The organism is Xanthomonas sp. 3498, from assembly GCF_014199795.1.
Classification (GTDB): Bacteria; Pseudomonadota; Gammaproteobacteria; order Xanthomonadales; family Xanthomonadaceae; genus Xanthomonas_A; species Xanthomonas_A rydalmerensis.
The window spans coordinates 387,997-407,366 of record NZ_JACHOH010000003.1 but is presented as its reverse complement, the minus strand read 5'-3'; the positions used below and the strand labels follow the sequence as shown (position 1 = coordinate 407,366).

The window sequence follows — 19,370 nt, the reverse complement described above, 5'->3', positions numbered from 1 at the left end:
CCCATGACCGATTCCTTCCGGCCGTCGTCGTCGCGTCCCCGTTGCCTGGGACGGGGCTGAGCCATGGCCGACCAGTTCGGGCATCTGCCGCGCGGGCCGCGCCGCATGCTGATGGCGGCGCGCTGGTCGTGGCAGGGACTGCGCGCGGCCTGGCTGCACGAGTCCTCGTTCCGCCTGGAGGTGTGCCTGTTCCTGATCCTGGCGCCGCTGGCGCTGTGGTTGGGGCAGGGGCCGGTACAGCAGGTGCTGATGATCGGCTCGCTGCTGCTGGTGCTGGCGGTGGAACTGCTCAATTCGGCGATCGAAGCGGTGATCGAGCGCTACGGCCCCGAGCATCACGAGCTGGCCGGCCGCGCCAAGGACATGGGCTCGGCCGCGGTCTTCGTGATGCTGGCCAACGTGGTGCTGTGCTGGGGCCTGATCCTGCTGCCGCGCCTGCTGTGATCGCCGCCCGTTTCTTCTTCTGTTAAAGGATCCGACGCCATGGCCCTCGAGTTTCTCGCCGACCCCAACACCTGGCTGACGCTGTTGACGCTGAGTGCGTTGGAGATCGTGCTGGGCATCGACAACCTGGTGTTCATTTCCATCGCGGTGGGCAAGCTGCCGGAAGCGCAGCGCCCGGCCGCGCGCAAGTTCGGCATCGCCGTGGCCTGCCTGACCCGCATCGCGCTGCTGGTGTCGCTGGCGTTCCTGGCGCGCATGCAGGGCGAGCTGTTCAGCGTGGCCGGCATGGGCATCTCGATCCGCGACCTGGTGCTGATCGTCGGCGGCCTGTTCCTGCTGGTGAAGGGCACCATGGAGATCCGCGAACTGATCACCGGCGGCGAGGACGAAGACCCCACCACCAGCAAGGCCTCGGGCGTGTTCTGGATGGTGATCGCGCAGATCGCGGTGATCGACATCGTGTTCTCGCTGGATTCGGTGATCACCGCGGTGGGCATGGCCCAGCATATCCCGGTGATGATCGCCGCGGTGCTGCTGGCGGTGGCGGTGATGCTGCTGGCGGCCAACCCGCTGGGCCGCTTCATCGACGCCAACCCGACGGTGAAGATGCTGGCGCTGGCCTTCATCCTGATGATCGGCGTGGTGCTGATCCTGGACGGGCTGGACGTGCACGTGCCCAAGCCCTACATCTACGCGGCGATGGGGTTCTCGGTGCTGGTGGAGTGGCTGAATCTGCTGATGCGCCGGCGCGCCGCCGCGCACCAGGTGCCCGGCGCCGGCAAGTGGTGAGCGGCTGAGCGGCGCAGGCTGCGTTTTCACCGGGCGCGTGGCAAGCTGCGCGCAGTCATTCGCCGGAGTCCTCGCATGCGCCTGTTGTCCCGCTCCCTGTTCCTGGCCGCGCTGGCGGTGTTGCTGTCCGGCTGCGGCTACAACGCGATCCAGCAGAAGGATCAGGCGGTCAAGGCCGGCTGGTCGGAAGTGCTGAACCAGTACAAGCGCCGCGCCGATCTGGTGCCGAACCTGGTCAACACGGTCAAGGGCTATGCCGACCAGGAGCGGCAGGTGCTGACCGACGTGACCAATGCCCGCGCCCGGGTCGGCCAGGTGCAGGTCAACGCCGACGACGCCGCCTCGCTGCAGCAGTTCCAGCAGGCGCAGGGCCAGCTGTCCAGCGCGCTGTCGCGGCTGCTGGTGGTCAGCGAGAACTATCCGAACCTGAAATCCGACCAGGCCTTCCGCGACCTGCAGGCGCAGCTGGAAGGCACCGAGAACCGCATCACCGTGGCGCGCGGCCGCTACATCCAGGCAGTGCAGGACTACAACACCTACATCCTGTCCTTCCCGCAGGTGCTCACCGCCAAGCTGTTCGGCTACAAGGAAAAGCCCAACTTCTCGGTGGAGAACGAGGCGCAGATCTCCGAGGCGCCGGCGGTGAACTTCGGCGGCCAGCCGGCGTCCGCGCCGCCGCAGCAACCGCAGCCGCAGCAGCAACCGGCGCCGGCGCACTAAGCGCCGCCGCGGGCGGGCCCGGGCGTGCGTTCCACATCCGTGACGGCTGAGCGCGCTACCGCATCGGCGGCGTCGCGCAGTGCGGCTCGCCGTGTATCTCGCCGGCACGCCGGCGTCTGGCTGGTGCTGCTGTTGGCGCTGCTGCCCTGGCTGGCCTGGGCGCAGGCCGAGGCGCCGATCCCGCCACTGGACGCGCCGGTGGTCGACACCACCGGCACGCTGACGGCGAACCAGCGTCTGGAGCTGGACCGGCAGGCGGTGCAGTTGCAGCAGCGCAAGGGCAGCCAATTGCAGGTGCTGGTAGTGCCGAGCACCGCGCCCGAGACCATCGAGCAATACACCCAGCGCGTGTTCGACCAGTGGAAACTCGGCCGCAAGGGCGTGGACGACGGCGTCCTGCTGGTGGTGGCCAAGAACGACCGGCGCGTGCGCATCCAGCCCGGCTACGGCCTGGAAGGCGCGATTCCCGACGCCACCGCCAACCGCATCATCCAGGAGTACCTGGCGCCGCGCTTCCGCGCCGGCGACTACAGCGGTGGCATCGCCGAGGCCACCGCGATGCTGGTCAAGCTGATCGACGGCGAAGCGTTGCCGGCGCCGGTCAGTGCGCATGCCTCGGCCTCGCGCGGGGGCGGCCTGGGATTCGGTTTCTTCGCCGGCCTGTTCGCGGCGCTGGTCGCGCAGGTGCTGTTCGCGCGGTTGTCGCGTCCCGTGCGTGGCGTGCTGAGCGGCGTGGTCGGCGGTGGCGTCGGCCTGTTGCTGAGCCTGTCGCTGTTCATCGGTGCGCTGACCGGCGGGATCGGCCTGCTGCTGGGCCTGTTTGTCGGGATCGCGCCGGGCCGCTCGGCTGGCGGCGGCGGTTGGGGCGGCTGGGGCGACGGAGGTTGGGGAGGCGGCGGCTTCGGCGGTGGCTGGGGCGGCGGTGGCGGCGGCGGTGGCGGTGGAAGTTGGGGCGGCGGCGGAGGCGGCTGGGGTGGTGGCGGTGGCAGTTCCGGAGGCGGTGGCGCCTCGGGGAGCTGGTGATGCGCCTGCTCCGGCACCTGTTCGCGCCGTCCGCCCAGCGTCTGTTCCCGGCGGCCAGCCTGGAACGCATCGGCGCGGCGATCGCCGAGGGCGAGCGCTTGCATCGCGGGCAGGTGATGTTCGCGGTGGAGTCGAGCCTGGCGCCGGCGCAGGTGCTGCGCGGCATGACCCCAAGGCTGCGCGCCGAGCAGGCCTTCGCGCAGTTGCGCACCTGGGATACCGACGCCAACAACGGCGTGCTGATCTACCTGCTGCTGGCCGATCACCACATCGAGATCGTCGCCGACCGCGGCCTGCGCGGGCGGGTGGATGCGGCGCAGTGGCGCCAGGTCTGCGCGCTGATCGAGCGCGACATGCGCGCGGGCCAGCCCGAACAGGCGGTGCTCGCCGGCGTCGGTGCGGTGTCCGCGCTGCTGGCCGCGCACTTCCCGGCGCAGCCGGGTCAGCAGGGCGAGAACGAATTGCCGAATCTGCCGCGGGTGCTGGACTGAGTGTGCTGCGGCAGTGGGCTTGCCCGGCCAGCAGATGAGATGCAGCGTCGGTGCCGGGTTGGAGCCTGACGGCTGTGCCCGTCGCGGCTGAAGCCGCTCCCACATCAGTGCGATCCGGTGATGTTGTGGGAGGGACTTCAGTCCCGACGCGACAGTGCCGAAGTGAACCAAGATGGCTCTGCTCGTCGAGGCGATGGCTCGGGGCCACATGGGCCGCTCGCGCAAGGAAGGAGGGGGCACGTGGCGTCTGGGCTGCGCATGTGTCTTGAGGTCGGTCGGCGGCGGGTTCGTGCGCCTGCCAGCAGATGAGCGCCACCCCGCTGTACCGTCCGCAAATCGCGGCAAGCAGCGGAGTCGGTGGCAGACGCGTGCGCCTGCCAGCAGATGAAGCGCCACCCCGCTGTACCGTCCGCAAATCGCGGCAAGCAGCGGAGTCAGTGGCAGAATAGGCACTCTTTGCCCCCCGGCCGACGCTTGCGCATGACCTATCTCCACCAGATCGATCCCATCGCCTTCTCGTTCGGGCCGGTGAAGGTGCATTGGTACGGGCTGATGTATCTGGCCGGCTTCCTCTCGGCCTGGTGGCTGGGCCGTCGTCGCATCCGCGCCGGTCGCCTGCCCGGGGTGAACGAGGATGGTTTCTCCGACCTTCTTTTCTACGCGATGCTCGGCGTGGTGCTGGGTGGGCGCATCGGCTACATGCTGTTCTACGCGCTGTCCGATTTCCTGGCCGACCCGCTGCTGATCTTCAAGGTGTGGGACGGCGGCATGAGCTTCCACGGTGGCCTGTTGGGCGTGCTGGCCGCCTGCCTGTGGTGGACGCGCAAGGCGCGCCTGCATTTCTTCGACACCGTCGATTTCGTCGCGCCGCTGGTGCCGCTGGGCCTGGGCTTCGGCCGGATCGGCAATTTCGTCGGCGGCGAGTTGTGGGGCAAGTTGACCCACGCCGGCTGGGGCGTGATCTTCCCCCACGCGCCGATACAGGACGGGGTGGCCAACGCGCCGGCGCTGGAGAGCCTGAAGAGCGCCGCGCAACTGCAGCAGCAATACGCCGCGGGCCTGCTGGACCGCTACGCCCGCCATCCGTCGCAGTTGTACGAAGCGGCGCTGGAAGGGCTGGTGATGTTCGTGGTGTTGTGGACGTTCTCGATGAAGCCGCGCGCGCGCTATGCGGTGTCCGGCCTGTTCGCGCTGCTGTACGGCGTGTTCCGCTTCGCGGTGGAGTTCGTGCGGGTACCGGATGCGCAGCTCGGCTACCTGGCATTCCATTGGCTGACCCGCGGCCAGCAGTTGAGCATTCCGCTGGTCCTGCTCGGCCTGTTCCTGCTGTGGCGCTCGCGCAGCGCGCCGGTACTGCAGCCGGTGCCGCCGCCGGAGGTGACCAAGTGAAGCCGTACCTGGAATTGCTGCAGCACGTGCTGGAGCGCGGCGCGGAGAAAGCCGACCGCACCGGCACCGGCACGCGCAGCGTGTTCGGCTGGCAGATGCGCTTCGACCTCAACGACGGCTTTCCCCTGGTCACCACCAAGAAGCTGCACCTGCGCTCGATCGTGCACGAGCTGCTGTGGTTCCTGAAGGGCGAGACCAACATCGCCTACCTCAAGGACAACAAGGTCAGCATCTGGGACGAGTGGGCCGATGGGCAGGGCGAACTCGGCCCGGTGTACGGCAAGCAGTGGCGGCGCTGGACCGGCGCCGACGGCCGCGAGATCGACCAGATGCAGTGGCTGGTGGACGAGATCAAGCGCAACCCGGATTCGCGGCGGCTGGTGATCAGCGCCTGGAACGTGGCCGAATTGCCGCAGATGGCGCTGATGCCGTGCCACAGCCTGTTCCAGTTCTACGTGGTCGACGGCAAGCTCAGCTGCCAGCTGTACCAGCGCAGCGGCGACATCTTCCTCGGCGTGCCGTTCAACATCGCCAGCTACGCGCTGCTGACCCACATGGTGGCGCAGGCCACCGGCCTGGGCGTGGGCGATTTCGTGCACACGCTCGGCGATGCGCACCTGTATTCCAATCACTTCGCGCAGGCGCGCGAGCAACTGGCGCGCGCGCCGCGGCCGCTGCCGCGGTTGCGGCTGAACCCGGCGGTCACCGATCTGTTCGCCTTCACCTACGACGATATCGCCATCGAGGGCTACGACCCGCATCCGGCGATCAAGGCGCCGGTGGCGGTGTGAACAGTAGTTGGGAATCGGGAGTGGGGAATCGGGAATCGGCGAGCGCCGCCGTCGCGACGGGGACGGATGCGGCGCCGCTTACGCGCCATCCTCTGCAGCTGAGCCTCATCGCGGCGCTGGATCTGGCCAATGCGATCGGTCGCGACAACGATTTGCCGTGGCGCTTGCCGGACGATCTGAAGCGGTTCAAGGCGCTGACCCTGGGCAAGCCGGTGCTGATGGGGCGCAAGACCGCGCAGTCGCTGGGGCGCGCGCTGCCGGGGCGCCTGAACCTGGTGATGACGCGTTCGGGGCAGGTGCCGTTCGCGGACATGCAGGCGGTGGTGTCGCTGCAGGCGGCGATCGACGCCGCGCGCGAGGCCGGCGCCACGGAGCTGGCAGTGATCGGTGGCGGCGACATCTTCGCCCTGGCCCTGCCGTTGGCCGAGGTGCTGTACCTGACCCATGTCGACACCGTGGTCGACGGCGCCGATGCGTATTTTCCCGCGTTCGATCCGGCGCAGTGGGAGGTGGTGGCGCGGCAGGCGCATCCGGCCGATGCGCGGCACCCGCTGGCCTTCGATTTCGTGGATTACCGGCGCCGGCCTGGCGCGGCGTAGGGATCCGCTGGCGGATGCCGGTGCTGTCGTAGGAGCGGCTTTAGCCGCGACGGGCGTTACCGGGAAAGCCCATCGCGGCTAAAGCCGCTCCTACGACATTACACGTATCGCCTGAGACCTCACTCCTGCTCGGGCGCAGAGGCAGCGGGCGCCTGTTGTCCACGGTGCGGCGCGCTGCGCCGTCGCGGGGGGCCGCTGCGCGCCGCTGGCGGCGGCCCCTGCACCGGCCGGCCGGGGACCTGCACCACCTGCAGGTCCTCGCTGTCCAGGCGCAGGGCGGTGAGCTTGCCGCCCCAGACCGCGCCGGTGTCGATCGCGTGCACGCCCTGGGTGATGGTCAGGCCCAGCGTCGACCAGTGCCCGCAGACGATCTTCAGGTCGCGCTCGACCCGTCCCGGCACTTCGAACCACGGGTACAGGCCCTGCGCCTGGGTGCCGGGGGTGCCCTTTTCCTCGATCGCGATGCGTCCGCGCGGGGTGCAGTAACGGGCGCGGGTGAACAGGTTGATGATCGCGCGCGAGCGGTCGTAGCCGGTCAGGCCCGGCGACCAGGCCGGGCGATCGCCGTACATGTTGCGGAACAGCTTGCGGTAGCCGTTGCCGTGCAGTTGCTGCTCGACCTCGCGCGCATGCTTCTCGGCCAGCGCGGTGGTCCACTTCGGCGCCAGGCCGGCGTGGATCATCATCCAGCCGAGTTGGCGGTCGGCGTGCAGCAGCTTCTGCATGCGCAGCCAGGTCAGCAGTTCGTCGCGGTCCTCGGCCAGCACGATGCGCTGCAGGTCCGGATTGACCTTGCGCTGTTCGTCCGGGCTGCGCTCGCCGATCGCCAGCAGCGACAGGTCGTGGTTGCCCAGCACCACCACGCTGTGTTCGCGCAGCGAGTGCACCAAACGCAGGGTCTCCAGCGACTGCCCGCCGCGGTTGACCAGGTCGCCGCAGAACCACAGCCGGTCCACCGCCGGATCGAAACGGATCTTCTCCAGCAACTGCTGGGTGATGTCGTAGCAACCCTGCAGGTCGCCAATGGCCCAGACCGCCATCAGTGCAGGGTCCGCGGCACGGACAGCACGAATGGCGCGATCGCGGCGATGAAGTGGGTGCCGTCGTCGGCCTCCATGTCGTAGTGGCCGCGCATCGTGCCGTGCTCGGTTTCCAGCACCAGCCCGGAGGTGTAGCGGAAATCCTCGCCCGGGCGCAGCCGCGGCTGTTCGCCGACCACGCCGTCGCCGTCCACGCGTTCGATGCGGCCGTTGCCGTCGGTGATCTCCCAGTGCCGGGCGATCAGTCGCGCGGCGACGCGGCCGCGGTTGTGGATGCGGATCGTGTAGGCGAACGTGTAGCGTCCGTCCTCCGGCGCCGATTGGTCGTCGAGGAATCGGGGCGACACTTCGACCTCGATCCGATAGGGGGCGTCATCGTTCATCCCCACAGTTTAGAGCGTGTTTTGCCGTTTGAGGCAGATGCGTGAGCGGTTCGCGCTGCGAGGCGGGTGGCGCGCCGTGGCGGCCTTGTTCGCGGCCCGGGCGTGCCGTGATGGCCGGCGTCGTGCCGCGGGCGGGCGGCCTGCGGGAACGCGGATCGTGACGTGCAGGGTCTGCGTCGTGCGTCTTGCCACCAAGGGGGACAGGCAGACGTGTGTCGTCGCCACGTCGAGGCCTGCGTTGGCCGGGCCGGTGCCGGCATGTGTGCCATCCCATCACGCTCGTGGGTGCGCCCCGCGAGCACGCGCGGGGCGCACCCACGAGCGTCAGGCCAGGGGCAGGTTGGCCAGACGCACGAAGTCGGCGACCTCGAGCTGCTCGGCGCGCGCGTCCGGGCGCACGCCCGCGGCCTCGAACTGCGCGGCATCGCAGACGCCGTTCAAGGCGTTGCGCAGGGTTTTGCGGCGCTGGCCGAACGCGGCGCGGACCACGTCGGCGAAGCGTTTCGGATCGGCGATGCCCACCGTCTGCGGCGGTCGCGGCACCAGCCGCACCACCGCCGAATCCACCTTCGGCGGCGGCCGGAACGCGCCCGGTGGCACCACGAACAGCGAGGTCACCTCGCAGTACGCCTGCAACATCACGCTGAGCCGGCCGTAGACCTTGCTGCCGGGGTCGGCGGCCATGCGGTCGACCACTTCCTTCTGCAGCATGAAGTGCATGTCGGCGACCGCCGCGGCGTGGTCCAGCGCATGGAACAGGATCGGCGAGGAAATGTTGTAGGGCAGGTTGCCGACCAGGCGGATGCGCGCGCCCTCGGCCAGGGCGGTGAAATCCACCGACAGCACGTCGCGGTTGAGGATGGTCAGTTCGCCGACGCCGGCCGCCGCCGCGGTCAGCGGCGCGATCAGGTCGCGGTCGAACTCGATCACGGTCAGCTGGCCGTGCCGGCGCAGCAGCGGGAAGGTGATCGCGCCCTGGCCGGGGCCGATCTCGACCAGCCGGTCGCCCGGCTTGGGGTCGACCGCGCGGACGATGCTGTCGATGTAGTGGCGGTCGCTGAGGAAGTGTTGGCCGAGGGATTTCTTGGCCGGGGCGCCGAAGCCGGAAGAGGAAGTCATGACGGGCATTTTATCGGCATGCGTGGGGCGGCGCGCGCTGCAGCGGCATAGGAGCGGTTTCAGCCGCGACCGGCATGATCGTGAGCCTGGTTGCGGCAGCGCGCCGAGCGCCGCTCGGACCGGCAGCTAAGCCTGCGTGCGGCGCGCAGCCAGTTGCGCGCACAGCGCGGTGGCGGCGAACAGGCTGGATGGATCGGCCACGCCGCGGCCGGCGAGCTCCAGTGCGGTGCCGTGGTCGACCGCCACGCGCGGATAGGGCAGGCCCAGGGTCAGGTTCACCGCCTGCTCGAAGCCGCTGTACTTGAGAACCGGCAGGCCCTGGTCGTGGTACATCGCCAGCACCGCGTCCACGGCCGCCAACTTTTGCGGCAGAAAGGCGGTATCGGCCGGCAACGGGCCGAGCAGGCGCATGCCTTCCGCGCGCAGGACGTCCAGCACCGGCTGCATCACCTGGATCTCTTCAACGCCCAGATGGCCGTCCTCGCCGGCATGCGGGTTCAGCCCCAGTACGGCGATGGTCGGCGCGGCGATGCCGAACTCATGACGCAGCGCGGCCTCGGTGATGCGCAGGCTGCGTTCCAGCAGGGTCGGGGTGAGCGCATCGGCGACCGCGCGCAGCGGCAGGTGGGTGGTGACCAGGGCCACCCGCACGATGGCGTTGGCCAGCATCATCACCACCTCGCGGCCGGCGTGTTGGGCCAGCAGTTCGGTGGTGCCGGTGTAGGCAATGCCGCCGGCATTGATCGCGGCCTTGTGCACCGGGCCGGTCACCATCCCGGCCAGCTCGCCGCTCAGGCAGGCGTCGGCGGCCTGGGTCAGTGCGGCGATCACTGCGCTGGCGTTGGCCGGCTGGGTCGCGCCGAAGCGGCTGGGCACGGCATTGGCGACCGTGCGCAGGCGCAGGTCGCCAGGGGCGAGGGCGGGGCTGGATTCGGGCAGCAGCTGCAGCGGCAGCGACAGCGCCGCGGCGGCGGCGCGCAAGGTCTCGGGATCGGCGAAGGCCAGGAGCTGGCAATCGTGGCGCGGCTGTTGCGCCAGCCGCACGCACAGCTCCGGGCCGATCCCGCCCGGCTCGCCCGGCACCAGCGCGAGCGAGGGGCGCATGGGTCAGGGCTTGGCGGCGGGTGCCGGCGCGGGCGTGGTCGCCGGCGCAGTGGCCGCGTCGGTGTTGCCCACGCGCAGGTCGACGTAGGCTTCGCCGCGCATTTCCTGCAGGAAGCGGTTGTATTCCTCTTCCAGCTTGCGGCGGCCGATGGTCTCGCGGACCTGGGCGCGCTGGGTGTCGCTGGTCACGTCGGTCTGACGCTCGCCGACGCGCTGCACGATGTGCCAGCCGGCCTCGGTGCGGAACGGCTGCGACACCTGGCCGTCCTGCAGGCTCGCGACCTGGTGGCCGAAGTCCGGGCCGAACGCGTCGACCGGGAACCAGCCCAGATCGCCGCCCTGGCTGCGACTGTTGGTGTCTTCCGACGCTTCCTTGGCCACGGCCTGGAAGTCGGCGCCGCCGGCGATGCGGGCACGCAGGGTCTCGATCTTGGCCTTGGCGGCCGCGTCGGGCTGCGCATCGTTGACCCGGATCAGGATGTGGCGGGCGTGGTACTCGGTGACCGTCTTCTTTTCCGGGTTGGCCGAGGCGTCGCGCACTTCGACCAGCTTCAGCAACTGGAAGCCGCTGGGGCCGCGCAGCGGGCCGGCGACCTGTCCCGGCTTCATGTCGCGGATCATCTGCGCGAACGCGTTGGGAATCTCGTCCAGGCTGCGCCAGCCCAGGTCGCCGCCTTCCAGCGCGTTGGGGCTGTCGGAGTAGCGCACCGCCGCGGCGTTGAAGTCGATCTCGCCCTTGTCGATCAAGGTCTTGACCCCGTCGATCTTGCCCTGGGCGGTCTTGATCTGCTCGGCGGTGGCGCCTTCCGGCAGGCCGACCAGGATGTGCGCCAGATGGTACTGGGTGCCGGTGGTGGCCTGCTGCGCCAGCGCCGCGTCCACTTCGCTCTCGCTGACGTTGATGCGGCTCTGCGCGAAGCTCTGGCGCAGGCGCTGCACGGTGATTTCGTCGCGCACCGAGTTGCGGAAGTCGGTGTACGACATGCCGTCGGCAGCCAGCTTCTTGCGCAGGCCGTCCACGTCGGTGCCGTTCTGCTGGGCGATGCTGGCGATGGCACGGTTCAGCTCGTCGTCGCCGACACGGATGCCGGTGCTGTTGGCACGCGCGACCTGCAGCTTGACCAGCACCAGGCGCTCGAGCACCTGCCGCTGCAGCACGTTATCCGGCGGCAGCTGCGCCTCGCGGCCGACATACTGCGCCTTGACGTTGCGCACGGCACGATCCAGCTCGCTCTGCAGGACGACATCCTCGTCGACCACCGCGGCGATGCGGTCCAGCGGTTGGGTTTGTTGCGCGGCGGCCGGAGCGGACACGCCGGCGATCGCCAGCAGAGCGGCGAGGAAAGCAGAAAGGGTCTTGGTCATGGAATCTGGTTCGGATCGTAAGCGTCCGGATCGGTCGTGGTGTTGCTGGGCGGGACCAAGTACAGGTCGTCGCGGTTGTAGCCGAGGATAGCACGGCGCAGAACGCGGTCCGTGTCCTGGCCCAGGGACGACAGGCCCTTGAGCACGAACTCGATCTGGAACGCGGTATCCAACGCGCCGGTGCGGTTGCGCACATAGCGCCGCGCCAGCGCTCGCACCGCCAGACAGCAGCTGTCCCACTGCACGCCGAGGATGCTTTCCAGCGGCTTCTTGTCCATCAGCGAGTAGTAATGCCGGCCCACCACGCTCCAGGTCGGATTGATCGGGTACAGGAACGACACATCGGCCTGTTCCAGCAGGTCGCGGCGGAAGCGGTAGCTGAAGTTGACGATGCCGTCGCCCGGCAGCAGGTAGCGGGTGCGGAAGCTGGCCAGGTCCTTGCGGCGGTACTTGGGATCCCACTGGTAGGTTGCGCCCATGGTCCAGCGGTCGTTGAGCATGTAGTTGGCGTCAGCGATCCAGGCCGACTTGCCCTGCTCGATGCTGGTGTTGCTGTTGGGCAGGCTGACCCGCGAATCGCTGAAATACAGGATCTGGCCGAGGCTGACGGAGAGCTTCTCCTTGCCGTCGTCCTGGCGCAGCAGGCGCGAGCTCAGCGCCATGGTCAGCTGGTTGGCGTCGTTCTGGCGGTCGGCGCCGGTGTAGCGCGAATCGCGGAACAACTGGCCCCAGCTGAAGGTGAACTCGCGGGTGTCGAAGATCGGCAGGTCGTTCTGGTCGCGGTACGGCGTGTACAGGTAGAACAGCCGCGGTTCCAAGGTCTGCAGATAATTGGTGTTGCCCCACTTGGTATCGCGGTCGAAGTACAGGCCCGCATCGACCGTGGCGATCGGCAGGCTGCGCGAGGGCGTGGTGTCGCCGCCGAGCGTGGCCGCCAGGTCCTTGTCCAACTGATAGGCGGTGTAGCGCCAGGCCAGGGTCGGCTTGAGGAACCAGGCGGCGCCGGCCAGTGGCATCGAAATGTAGGGCTTGAGGTCCAGGCGGGAGCCGCCGGGCTTCTCGATGACATTGCCGGTACGTTCATAAGTACCGTCCGTGGTCTTCTCATGGATGTCGTCGTGCACGAAGCGCACTGCCTCGCTGTACAGGCCGGCTTCGAAATAGTTGCCGAACGATTGGTCCCAATTGAAGAAGGCGCGCGGCTGGCGGTTGTACGGCAGCGCGTCCTCGGTCAGGGTGTAGTCGGTCAGTTGCCAGCGGTCGGCCATCAGGCCTGCGGTCCAGGTGTCGCCGGTGCCGTAGATGCCGATCTGGCTCTGGATGTTGGATACCGCATTGCCGAGCAGGCGGTTGGAGAAGTCCTCCGTGTAGCGCTCGTCACTGACCCAGGCCAGCGAGGCGCGCGCCTGCCACTGCGAATTGATGTTGTGGTAGCCCTGGTAGCCGAAACGGCCGCGATCCTTGTCGCGCAGCTTGTCGTCGGGCAGGTAGGCAGCCTGCAGTTCGCCCTTGCCGCCGTCGTAGAGATAGCGGAATTCGCTGCCCAGCATCAGGCCACGCCGGGCCATGAAGCGCGGATACAGGGTGGCGTCGTAATTCGGCGCCAGATTCAGGTAGTACGGTTGCAGGTAGTCGAAGCCGTTGCGGCTGGACATGCCGATCGCCGGGAACAGGAAGCCGCTGGTGCGGCGATCGTCGATCGGGAACTTGAACCAGGGCGCGTACAGGATCGGGAAGTTGTAGATCTTCAGGATCGCGTTGCGCGCGGTGCCGAAGCCTTCGTCGTTGTCGACGTCGATCTCAGGCGCGTGAAGCTCCCACACCCGCTGCGAGGGGTCGCAGGTGGTGTAGGTGGAGCGGTGCATCTGTCCCAGCGCGCCCTGCAGGTCGACCGAGTCGGCCTTGCCGTTGCCGCGGCGGGCCAGCAGCTGGTAACGGATGTTGGTGATCTTGTGGGTATCGGTGTCCTGATTGCCCTCGGCGCGGTCGGCGATCATGCGGATCGACGAATCCTGGTAGCGCACGTGGCCCTCGGCGATGTAGTTGCCGGTCTCGGTGTCCACCCGCAGGCTGTCGGTGCCCATGAACTGGTCGCCGCGCTTGAGCGCGACGTTACCGGTGTAGTTCGGGATGGTGGTGGTGCCCGACAGCTGGTCGCCTTCGATATTGGTCGGCTGCTGGTCGCGGTTCTGCGCGAGCTTGGGGTCCGGCTGCTGCGCGTCGTCGAACTTGGGCAGGACGTCCGGGGTTGGGCACAGGCCCCAGTTCGGCGGCTTTTCAGCCGCCACGGCCGGCAGGCACAGGGCGATGCTGAATGGCAACGGCAGTAGGCGAAGAACTCGATGCACGCGCAGTATCTTGTTAGAAGCAGCAAGTAGCTTGCAGCATCATGCCCATAGGAGCAATAAGTTGTTCGTGAAGAATGGCGCCCAGCCCGCCATGCCTGAACAGAGTCGAAGGAGTGGCGGACTGGGAGTCATTTTTAGCATCGAATGCCAAGATGCTATGTAGGGCTTAGAGGTTGCCTTGCCGGCTTGTCACAGCTATCGGTGCCAAAGAACTCCTTGGCTACCTTCGACTCTGGCAATGACATTTAGAGCTCCATTTGATGCTAAGGCCAGATAAGCGTCTTTTCGTCCGCTTGTGTTCGTATTCCAAATTGCATTTCCTGCAGCATTATAAATGACGAAGTTTCCGTCACCCTGCATGACGGCAGATTCTCCGGAGCCACCAGTTCCGGATTGCCAAGTCAGTGCGCCATTGGTATAGACTTCTAAATTTCCAGTTGTGCTGAAATCGAGTCTGGCTGCTCCATTGGAGGTAGAGAAGCTGCTGCCTTTGGAAAAGGTTGTGCCCATAGGAAATGCTATGCCTTCATAGCCGTTAATGTATTTTCCGTCAGCTTTCCATGCTTGACTCATTGCATAAACAACTAAATTTCCATCATCCTGTACAGCGAGGTAAGCCTCTCCACCGGCTAGTCCGCGGACTGATGAAGTTTGGCAGCTCTTGAAGAGTTTGTTGACATAGCTGCCGTTTTTACCCATGCCGAAGCATTGAGTCCATTTTTTGCCGTATTGAGGGGTGTCTTGCAGAAAAGAAACCGTGTCGCCGAATGATGTGCCACTGTCTCCCTTGGCAATCCAGACTCTTGAATTGTTACTATTCTGGTAAAGTCCTAGCGAGCCGTCTGAATTGAATCTTAGCGAGTAAGTTCCGGATGGGGAATTGATTGTCTCTTCTGGGACCATTACTTTCCCTTGATTAAGCTGGCCGGGGAAAATCGGTCGTATAAGCGGCACGCTCGCTGACTGAGCATTGGCTGCAAAAGCGGATGCAATTGCAAATGCTCCGAAAATAAATTTCATGGTTCTCATCGTTTTTCCTTCAACGTTTAAGAGATTAATGATCTGACATGAGCCACGCTGCATTCTGCAAGCGCGCCCAAATTGTAGCCGCCTTCCAGGAGCGACACTATCCGGCCACGGGCATGCCGCTGTGCCACTGCGCGCAATTCTGCTGTGAGCCAGGCGAAGTCTTCGGTCTCCAGCATCAGATCGGCCAGCGGGTCATGCATGTGCGCGTCGAAGCCGGCCGAGATCAGCAGCAGCTGCGGCTTGAACGCGTCCAGCAGCGGCAGCATCTGGTCGGCCCAGGTGTTGCGGAAGCGGAAGCCGCCGCTGCCCGGCGGCAGCAGTGCGTTGTGCAGGTTGCCGACGCCGCGGTCGTGGACCCCGCCGGTGTGCGGGAACAGCCCGGACTGGTGGGTGCTGAGGTACTGCACCTTCGGCTCGCGCTCGAAGATCGCCTGGGTGCCGTTGCCGTGATGCACGTCGAAATCGACGATGGCGATCCGCTCCAGGCCGTGCGCGTCGCGGGCGTGGGCGGCGGCCACGGCCACGTTGTTGAACAGGCAGAAGCCCATCGCGGTGTCGGCGGTGGCGTGGTGGCCGGGCGGGCGCACCGCGCAGAACGCGGTGTCGCTGGCGCCGTGCATCACCGCGTCCACCGCGGCGACGCCGGCACCGGCGGCGCGCAGTGCGGCGGCGCGCGAACCGGGCGAGATCACCGTGTCCACGTCGAGCATCTGCGGGCCGTCGAGGTCGGCCAGGACGCGATCGATCAGGTCGCGCTCATGCACCCGGGCCAGGTCGCCGAGCTTGGCCAGCGGCGCTTCGCGCCATTCCAGCGCGGGAAACGCCTCGCGCAGTGCGGTCGTCACCGCGTCCAGGCGCTCCGGCCGTTCCGGGTGCTCGGGTCCCGGCGCGTGACCCAGGCAGGCAGGATGGGTGTAGATCAGCATGCGCGGCCGCGGCCCGGGCCTCGCTCAGGCCTGGCGCCGGTCGTGGCGCCACAGCACTTCGCCGTGGCCGTCGGCCCGCGCCAGCACCCGCGCCAGCACGAACAGCAGGTCGGAGAGGCGGTTGAGGTAGCGCACCGCTTCCGGGCGCACCGCGTCCTGGCGCGACAGCGCCACCGTCTCGCGCTCGGCGCGGCGCACGATGGTGCGGGCCAGGTGGCAGCGCGCCGCGGCCTCGCCGCCGGCGGGCAGGATGAAGTCCTGCAGCGGCGGCAGGGCGTCGTTGTAGCGGTCCAGGTGCCGTTCCAGCGCGTCGATGTCGGCGGCATGGATCGCGGCGTGGCCGGGGATGCACAGCTCGCCGCCGAGGTCGAACAGCTGGTGCTGGATCGCGGTCAGCAGCTGCCGCACGTCCTCGGCCAGCGCGCAGGCCAGGACCACGCCGATCGCCGAGTTGGCCTCGTCCACGGTGCCGTAGGCGGCGACCCGCGCCGAGTCCTTGCCGACCCGGTTGCCGTCGCCCAGGCCGGTGCTGCCGTCGTCGCCGGTGCGGGTGTAGATCTTGGAGAGGCGGTTGCCCATCCCGGTCAGTGACCGACCGGCTGGCCGCGCTGGCCCAGTCGCGCCAGCTGCTCGACGCCGACCTGGATCGCCGCGGCCAGCGCTACGTACAGACTGGCGCTGCCCAGGTATGGCAACAGCCAGTCGCTGTAGTTCTGCCACCAGCCGGCCAGGGTCGGGTTCGGCACGCTGCGGCTGACCCAGTAGAAGCTGCCCTGCGCCAGCAGGTGGCACAGCGCCACCGTGACCAGCAGGCTGGCGGCGGCCAGGCCCAGCGCGCGCCAGTCGGCACCGCGATAGCGCCGCGCCAGCCACGCGCCGCCGGCCCACAGCACGAAGTAGGCCGGGATCAGGCACCAGTAGGCCGGCGACACGCAGTAGTGCTGCCAGAAATCCAGGCCCTGGCCGCGGATGACCAGGTAGTCGACCAGCACCGCCAGCGCCATCAGCAGCGGGAAGGCCCAGCGGGTCCAGCTGCGCAGGTAGAAGCCGCCGACGAAGAACACCGCCCACGACGCGTCCGGGATCGCCCCGAAGTGGTTGATACGGGTCGCGGCCAGCAGCGCGGTCAACAGCAGCAGGGCGGGGAGGCGGTGGGCGGAAGGCGTCATGGCGGCGGGCACCGGTGCACGTAAGACCCCGGATTCTACTGGAAGCGTGGCGCCCGCGAGTGCCGCGCGCCAGGGGCGGCTTGCGCTGCGCAAGCCGGGCGGCGGCGCTCACCGGGCAGACGGGTGCGGGTCGTATCATGGCCGGATGAGCAAACGACATGACGTAGTGATCGTCGGCGGCGGCCTGGTCGGCGCCAGCCTGGCCATCGCCCTGGACCGGCTGGGGATCGACGTGGGCCTGGTCGAGGCTGCGCCGCCGGGCGCGTTGCCGCCGGTGTTCGACCAGCGCAACCTCAGCTTCGCCGCCGCCACGGTCAACGCGCTGAGCGCGCTCGGGGTGATGCAGCGGCTGCGCGCGCCGACCGGGCCGATCCGCCGCATCCACGTCAGCCGTGCCGGCGATTTCGGCCGGGTGCGGCTGGAAGCTGCCGACTACGGGCGCGAGGCCTTCGGCCAGGTGGTGGTGGCGCGCGACTTCGGCGAGGCGCTGGAGGCCAGCCTGGCGGCGACGGTGCGGCTGACCCGCTACCGCCCGGCGCAGTTCGTGGCCCTGGAGGCCGACGCCGAAGACGGCGTGCGCCGTCTGCGCATCGTGCGCGACGGCAACGAGGAGGTCCTGCACACGCGTCTGCTGGTCGGTGCGGACGGCAGCGCCAGCGCGGTGCGCGAGGCCTTGGGCATCGCCGCAACGCGACACGATTTCCAACAGACCCTGTTCGTGGCGCGGGTACGCGGCAGCCGCCAGCCCGACGGCACCGCCTACGAGCGCTTCCGCGACGACGGCCCGACCGCGCTACTGCCGCGCGGCGATCGCCATTACGGCGCGATCCACGCAGTCGCCGCCGAGGACGCCGCGGCGGTGGCCGCGCTGGACGAGGGCGCCTGGCTGCAGCGGCTGCAGGACGCGCTGGGCTGGCGCGTCGGTCGCCTGCTGGGCAGCGGCGAGCGCAGCGCCTACCCGATCGTGCAGGTGCTGGCCGAGCGGCTGACCGACGCGCGCGCGGTGCTGCTGGGCAATGCCGCGCAAACCTTGCACCCGCTGGGCGCGCAGGGCTTCAACCTGGGTCTGCGCGATGCGCTGACCCTGGCCGAGCTGATCGAGCGCGACGGCACCGATCCGGGCGCGCCGGCGCTGCTGCAGCAGTACGCGCAGCGCCGCGAGCAGGATCGCCAGCGCACGGTGACGTTCTCCGGCGGGTTGGCGCGCTTGACCGCCAATCCCACACCGCTGCTGCGCCCGCTGCGCAGCCTGGGCCTGTTGGCGGCGGCGCAGGCCGCGCCGCTGCAGTCGTTCCTGGTCGGCGGCGCGATGGGCTTCCGCGGCGACGTGCCGCAACTGTGCCGGGAGGCGCGCGCATGAGCCGGCGCGGCGTGCTGGATGTGGTGGTGGTCGGCGGCGGCGTGGTCGGCGCGGCCTGCGCGCTGGCCCTGGCTGCGGAAGGCCTGGCGGTGGCCCTGGTCGAGGGCCGCGAGCCGCCACGCTGGTCGGCGGACACGCCGGACCTACGCGTGTACGCTTTCGCCCCCGACAACGCGGCCCTCTTGCAGGGCCTGGGCGTGTGGCCGCAGGTGTTGGCGCAGCGCGCCAGCGCGTACCGGCGCATGCGCGTGTGGGATGCCGGCGGCGGTGGCGAGCTGGCCTTCGACGCCGACACCCTGGGCCGCGACCAGCTCGGCTGGATCGTCGAACACACTCTATTGGTCGAACAGCTGTGGGCGGCGTTGCCGGCGGCCGGCGTGCAGGTGCATTGCCCGGCGCGCGTGGAGGCGCTGGAGCCTTCGGCCGAGCGCGCGCGACTGCGCCTGGACGACGGCAGCCGCCTGGACGCGCGCTTGGCGATCGCCGCCGACGGCGCCGATTCCACGCTGCGCGGGCTGGCCGGACTGGACGCGCCGGCGCACGACTACGGCCAGCGCGGCGTGGTCGCCTTCGTGCAGACCGAACAGCCGCACCAGGACACCGCCTGGCAGCGTTTCCTGCCGGGCGGGCCGCTGGCGTTCCTGCCGTTCGCCGATGGCCGCAGTTCGATCGTGTGGACCCTGCCCGAGGCCGAGGCGGCGCGGGTGCTGGCACTGGACGACGCGGCGTTCGGCGCCGAACTGACCCAGGCCTTCGGCGCCCGCCTGGGCGCGGTGCGCGCGCTGTCGCCGCGACTGGGCTTCCCGCTGCGCCGGCAATTGGTGGAGGCCTACCAGCGCGGCCGCCTGCTGGTGCTGGGCGATGCCGCGCACGTGGTGCATCCGCTGGCCGGGCAGGGCGTCAATCTGGGCCTGCGCGACGTCGCCGCGCTGGCGGCGTTGGTGCGGCAGGCGCAGGCGCAGCGGGTCGACTGGGCGGCGCCGCAGCGGCTGGCGCGCTGGGCGCGCGGTCGCCGCAGCGACAACACTGTCGCCGCCTATGGTTTCGATGCGATCAATCGCCTGTTCTCCAACGACGATCTGCACCTGACCCTGCTGCGCGGCCCGTTGCTGGGCCTGGCCGGCAAGCTGCCGTTGTTGATGCACGGTTTCTGGAAGCGCGCTTCCGGCGTGTAAGCGCACGCTCCGGCCGGATGCGGCGGCCGCAGGATCCGACCACGCGCCGAGCGGCGCCCGTACCCTCATCCGCCCCTTCGGGGCACCTTCTCCCGGAGGCAGAAGG

General features: G+C 68.7%; 20 protein-coding genes. 10 read left to right on the top strand and 10 right to left on the bottom strand.

Features of this window, described 5'->3' with window-relative positions:
- The first annotated feature begins 63 nt into the window (after positions 1 to 63).
- The 8 genes from GGR66_RS11645 to GGR66_RS11610 all read left to right on the top strand — a co-directional run bounded on the left by GGR66_RS11645 (position 64) and on the right by GGR66_RS11610 (position 6,246).
- A complete protein-coding gene (locus GGR66_RS11645; protein ID WP_010342212.1) occupies positions 64 to 444 on the top strand; it encodes a diacylglycerol kinase in 381 nt (126 codons plus the stop codon).
- A gap of 39 nt (positions 445 to 483) precedes the next feature.
- Positions 484 to 1,233 carry a TerC family protein gene (locus GGR66_RS11640; RefSeq protein ID WP_010342213.1) on the top strand — a complete coding sequence of 250 codons (750 nt, stop codon included), beginning with the start codon at positions 484 to 486 and terminating at the stop codon, positions 1,231 to 1,233.
- Positions 1,234 to 1,308: 75 nt separating this feature from the next.
- Positions 1,309 to 1,953, top strand: coding sequence for a LemA family protein (locus tag GGR66_RS11635; protein WP_160966717.1), 645 nt, complete (start codon positions 1,309 to 1,311; stop codon positions 1,951 to 1,953).
- 120 nt (positions 1,954 to 2,073) lie between these two features.
- Positions 2,074 to 2,976 carry a TPM domain-containing protein gene (locus GGR66_RS11630; protein WP_221236432.1) on the top strand — a complete coding sequence of 301 codons (903 nt, stop codon included), beginning with the start codon at positions 2,074 to 2,076 and terminating at the stop codon, positions 2,974 to 2,976.
- Positions 2,976 to 3,467 carry a TPM domain-containing protein gene (locus GGR66_RS11625; protein ID WP_184448330.1) on the top strand — a complete coding sequence of 164 codons (492 nt, stop codon included), beginning with the start codon at positions 2,976 to 2,978 and terminating at the stop codon, positions 3,465 to 3,467. The genes GGR66_RS11630 and GGR66_RS11625 overlap by 1 nt, the downstream gene beginning before the upstream one ends.
- Before the next feature lie 480 nt (positions 3,468 to 3,947).
- Positions 3,948 to 4,856, top strand: coding sequence for a prolipoprotein diacylglyceryl transferase (gene lgt, locus GGR66_RS11620; protein WP_184448329.1), 909 nt, complete (start codon positions 3,948 to 3,950; stop codon positions 4,854 to 4,856).
- Positions 4,853 to 5,647 (top strand): thymidylate synthase, encoded by a 795-nt coding sequence (locus tag GGR66_RS11615; protein ID WP_184448328.1) that lies wholly within the window; start codon positions 4,853 to 4,855, stop codon positions 5,645 to 5,647. The genes lgt and GGR66_RS11615 overlap by 4 nt, the downstream gene beginning before the upstream one ends.
- A gap of 92 nt (positions 5,648 to 5,739) precedes the next feature.
- On the top strand, positions 5,740 to 6,246 hold the full coding sequence (locus GGR66_RS11610) for a dihydrofolate reductase (protein WP_184448485.1): 507 nt from the start codon (positions 5,740 to 5,742) through the stop codon (positions 6,244 to 6,246).
- Between the two features lie 119 nt (positions 6,247 to 6,365).
- Here GGR66_RS11610 and GGR66_RS11605 read toward each other — a convergent pair whose 3' ends face one another.
- The 10 genes from GGR66_RS11605 to GGR66_RS11560 form a co-directional block, all read right to left on the bottom strand.
- On the bottom strand, positions 6,366 to 7,286 hold the full coding sequence (locus tag GGR66_RS11605; RefSeq protein ID WP_160970571.1) for a symmetrical bis(5'-nucleosyl)-tetraphosphatase: 921 nt from the start codon (positions 7,284 to 7,286) through the stop codon (positions 6,366 to 6,368).
- Positions 7,286 to 7,669, bottom strand: coding sequence for a Co2+/Mg2+ efflux protein ApaG (apaG, locus tag GGR66_RS11600; RefSeq protein WP_010340000.1), 384 nt, complete (start codon positions 7,667 to 7,669; stop codon positions 7,286 to 7,288). The genes GGR66_RS11605 and apaG overlap by 1 nt, the downstream gene beginning before the upstream one ends.
- 324 nt (positions 7,670 to 7,993) lie before the next feature.
- Positions 7,994 to 8,788 carry a 16S rRNA (adenine(1518)-N(6)/adenine(1519)-N(6))-dimethyltransferase RsmA gene (gene rsmA, locus GGR66_RS11595; RefSeq protein ID WP_184448327.1) on the bottom strand — a complete coding sequence of 265 codons (795 nt, stop codon included), beginning with the start codon at positions 8,786 to 8,788 and terminating at the stop codon, positions 7,994 to 7,996.
- Positions 8,789 to 8,914: 126 nt separating this feature from the next.
- The gene (pdxA, locus tag GGR66_RS11590) at positions 8,915 to 9,892 is read right to left on the bottom strand and encodes a 4-hydroxythreonine-4-phosphate dehydrogenase PdxA (RefSeq protein ID WP_184448326.1); all 978 of its coding nucleotides are present in this window, start codon (positions 9,890 to 9,892) and stop codon (positions 8,915 to 8,917) included.
- A gap of 3 nt (positions 9,893 to 9,895) precedes the next feature.
- A complete protein-coding gene (locus GGR66_RS11585; RefSeq protein ID WP_184448325.1) occupies positions 9,896 to 11,257 on the bottom strand; it encodes a peptidylprolyl isomerase in 1,362 nt (453 codons plus the stop codon).
- On the bottom strand, positions 11,254 to 13,605 hold the full coding sequence (gene lptD, locus GGR66_RS11580; protein ID WP_184448324.1) for an LPS-assembly protein LptD: 2,352 nt from the start codon (positions 13,603 to 13,605) through the stop codon (positions 11,254 to 11,256). The genes GGR66_RS11585 and lptD overlap by 4 nt, the downstream gene beginning before the upstream one ends.
- 195 nt (positions 13,606 to 13,800) lie before the next feature.
- Positions 13,801 to 14,625 (bottom strand): hypothetical protein, encoded by an 825-nt coding sequence (locus tag GGR66_RS11575; RefSeq protein WP_255421666.1) that lies wholly within the window; start codon positions 14,623 to 14,625, stop codon positions 13,801 to 13,803.
- A 26-nt stretch (positions 14,626 to 14,651) separates the two neighbouring features.
- Positions 14,652 to 15,560 (bottom strand): histone deacetylase family protein, encoded by a 909-nt coding sequence (locus tag GGR66_RS11570; protein WP_184448323.1) that lies wholly within the window; start codon positions 15,558 to 15,560, stop codon positions 14,652 to 14,654.
- Positions 15,561 to 15,584: 24 nt separating this feature from the next.
- The gene (locus GGR66_RS11565) at positions 15,585 to 16,139 is read right to left on the bottom strand and encodes a cob(I)yrinic acid a,c-diamide adenosyltransferase (protein WP_160970583.1); all 555 of its coding nucleotides are present in this window, start codon (positions 16,137 to 16,139) and stop codon (positions 15,585 to 15,587) included.
- Positions 16,140 to 16,144: 5 nt separating this feature from the next.
- Complete coding sequence (locus GGR66_RS11560) at positions 16,145 to 16,729, bottom strand: hypothetical protein (protein ID WP_160970585.1); 585 nt, start codon at positions 16,727 to 16,729, stop codon at positions 16,145 to 16,147.
- Positions 16,730 to 16,874: 145 nt separating this feature from the next.
- Between GGR66_RS11560 and ubiH the strand changes: the two genes are divergently transcribed.
- Positions 16,875 to 18,089: a 2-octaprenyl-6-methoxyphenyl hydroxylase gene (ubiH, locus tag GGR66_RS11555; RefSeq protein WP_184448322.1), complete on the top strand. Its 1,215-nt coding sequence runs from the start codon at positions 16,875 to 16,877 to the stop codon at positions 18,087 to 18,089.
- Positions 18,086 to 19,264 carry a UbiH/UbiF family hydroxylase gene (locus GGR66_RS11550; protein ID WP_184448321.1) on the top strand — a complete coding sequence of 393 codons (1,179 nt, stop codon included), beginning with the start codon at positions 18,086 to 18,088 and terminating at the stop codon, positions 19,262 to 19,264. The genes ubiH and GGR66_RS11550 overlap by 4 nt, the downstream gene beginning before the upstream one ends.
- Positions 19,265 to 19,370: the final 106 nt, after the last annotated feature.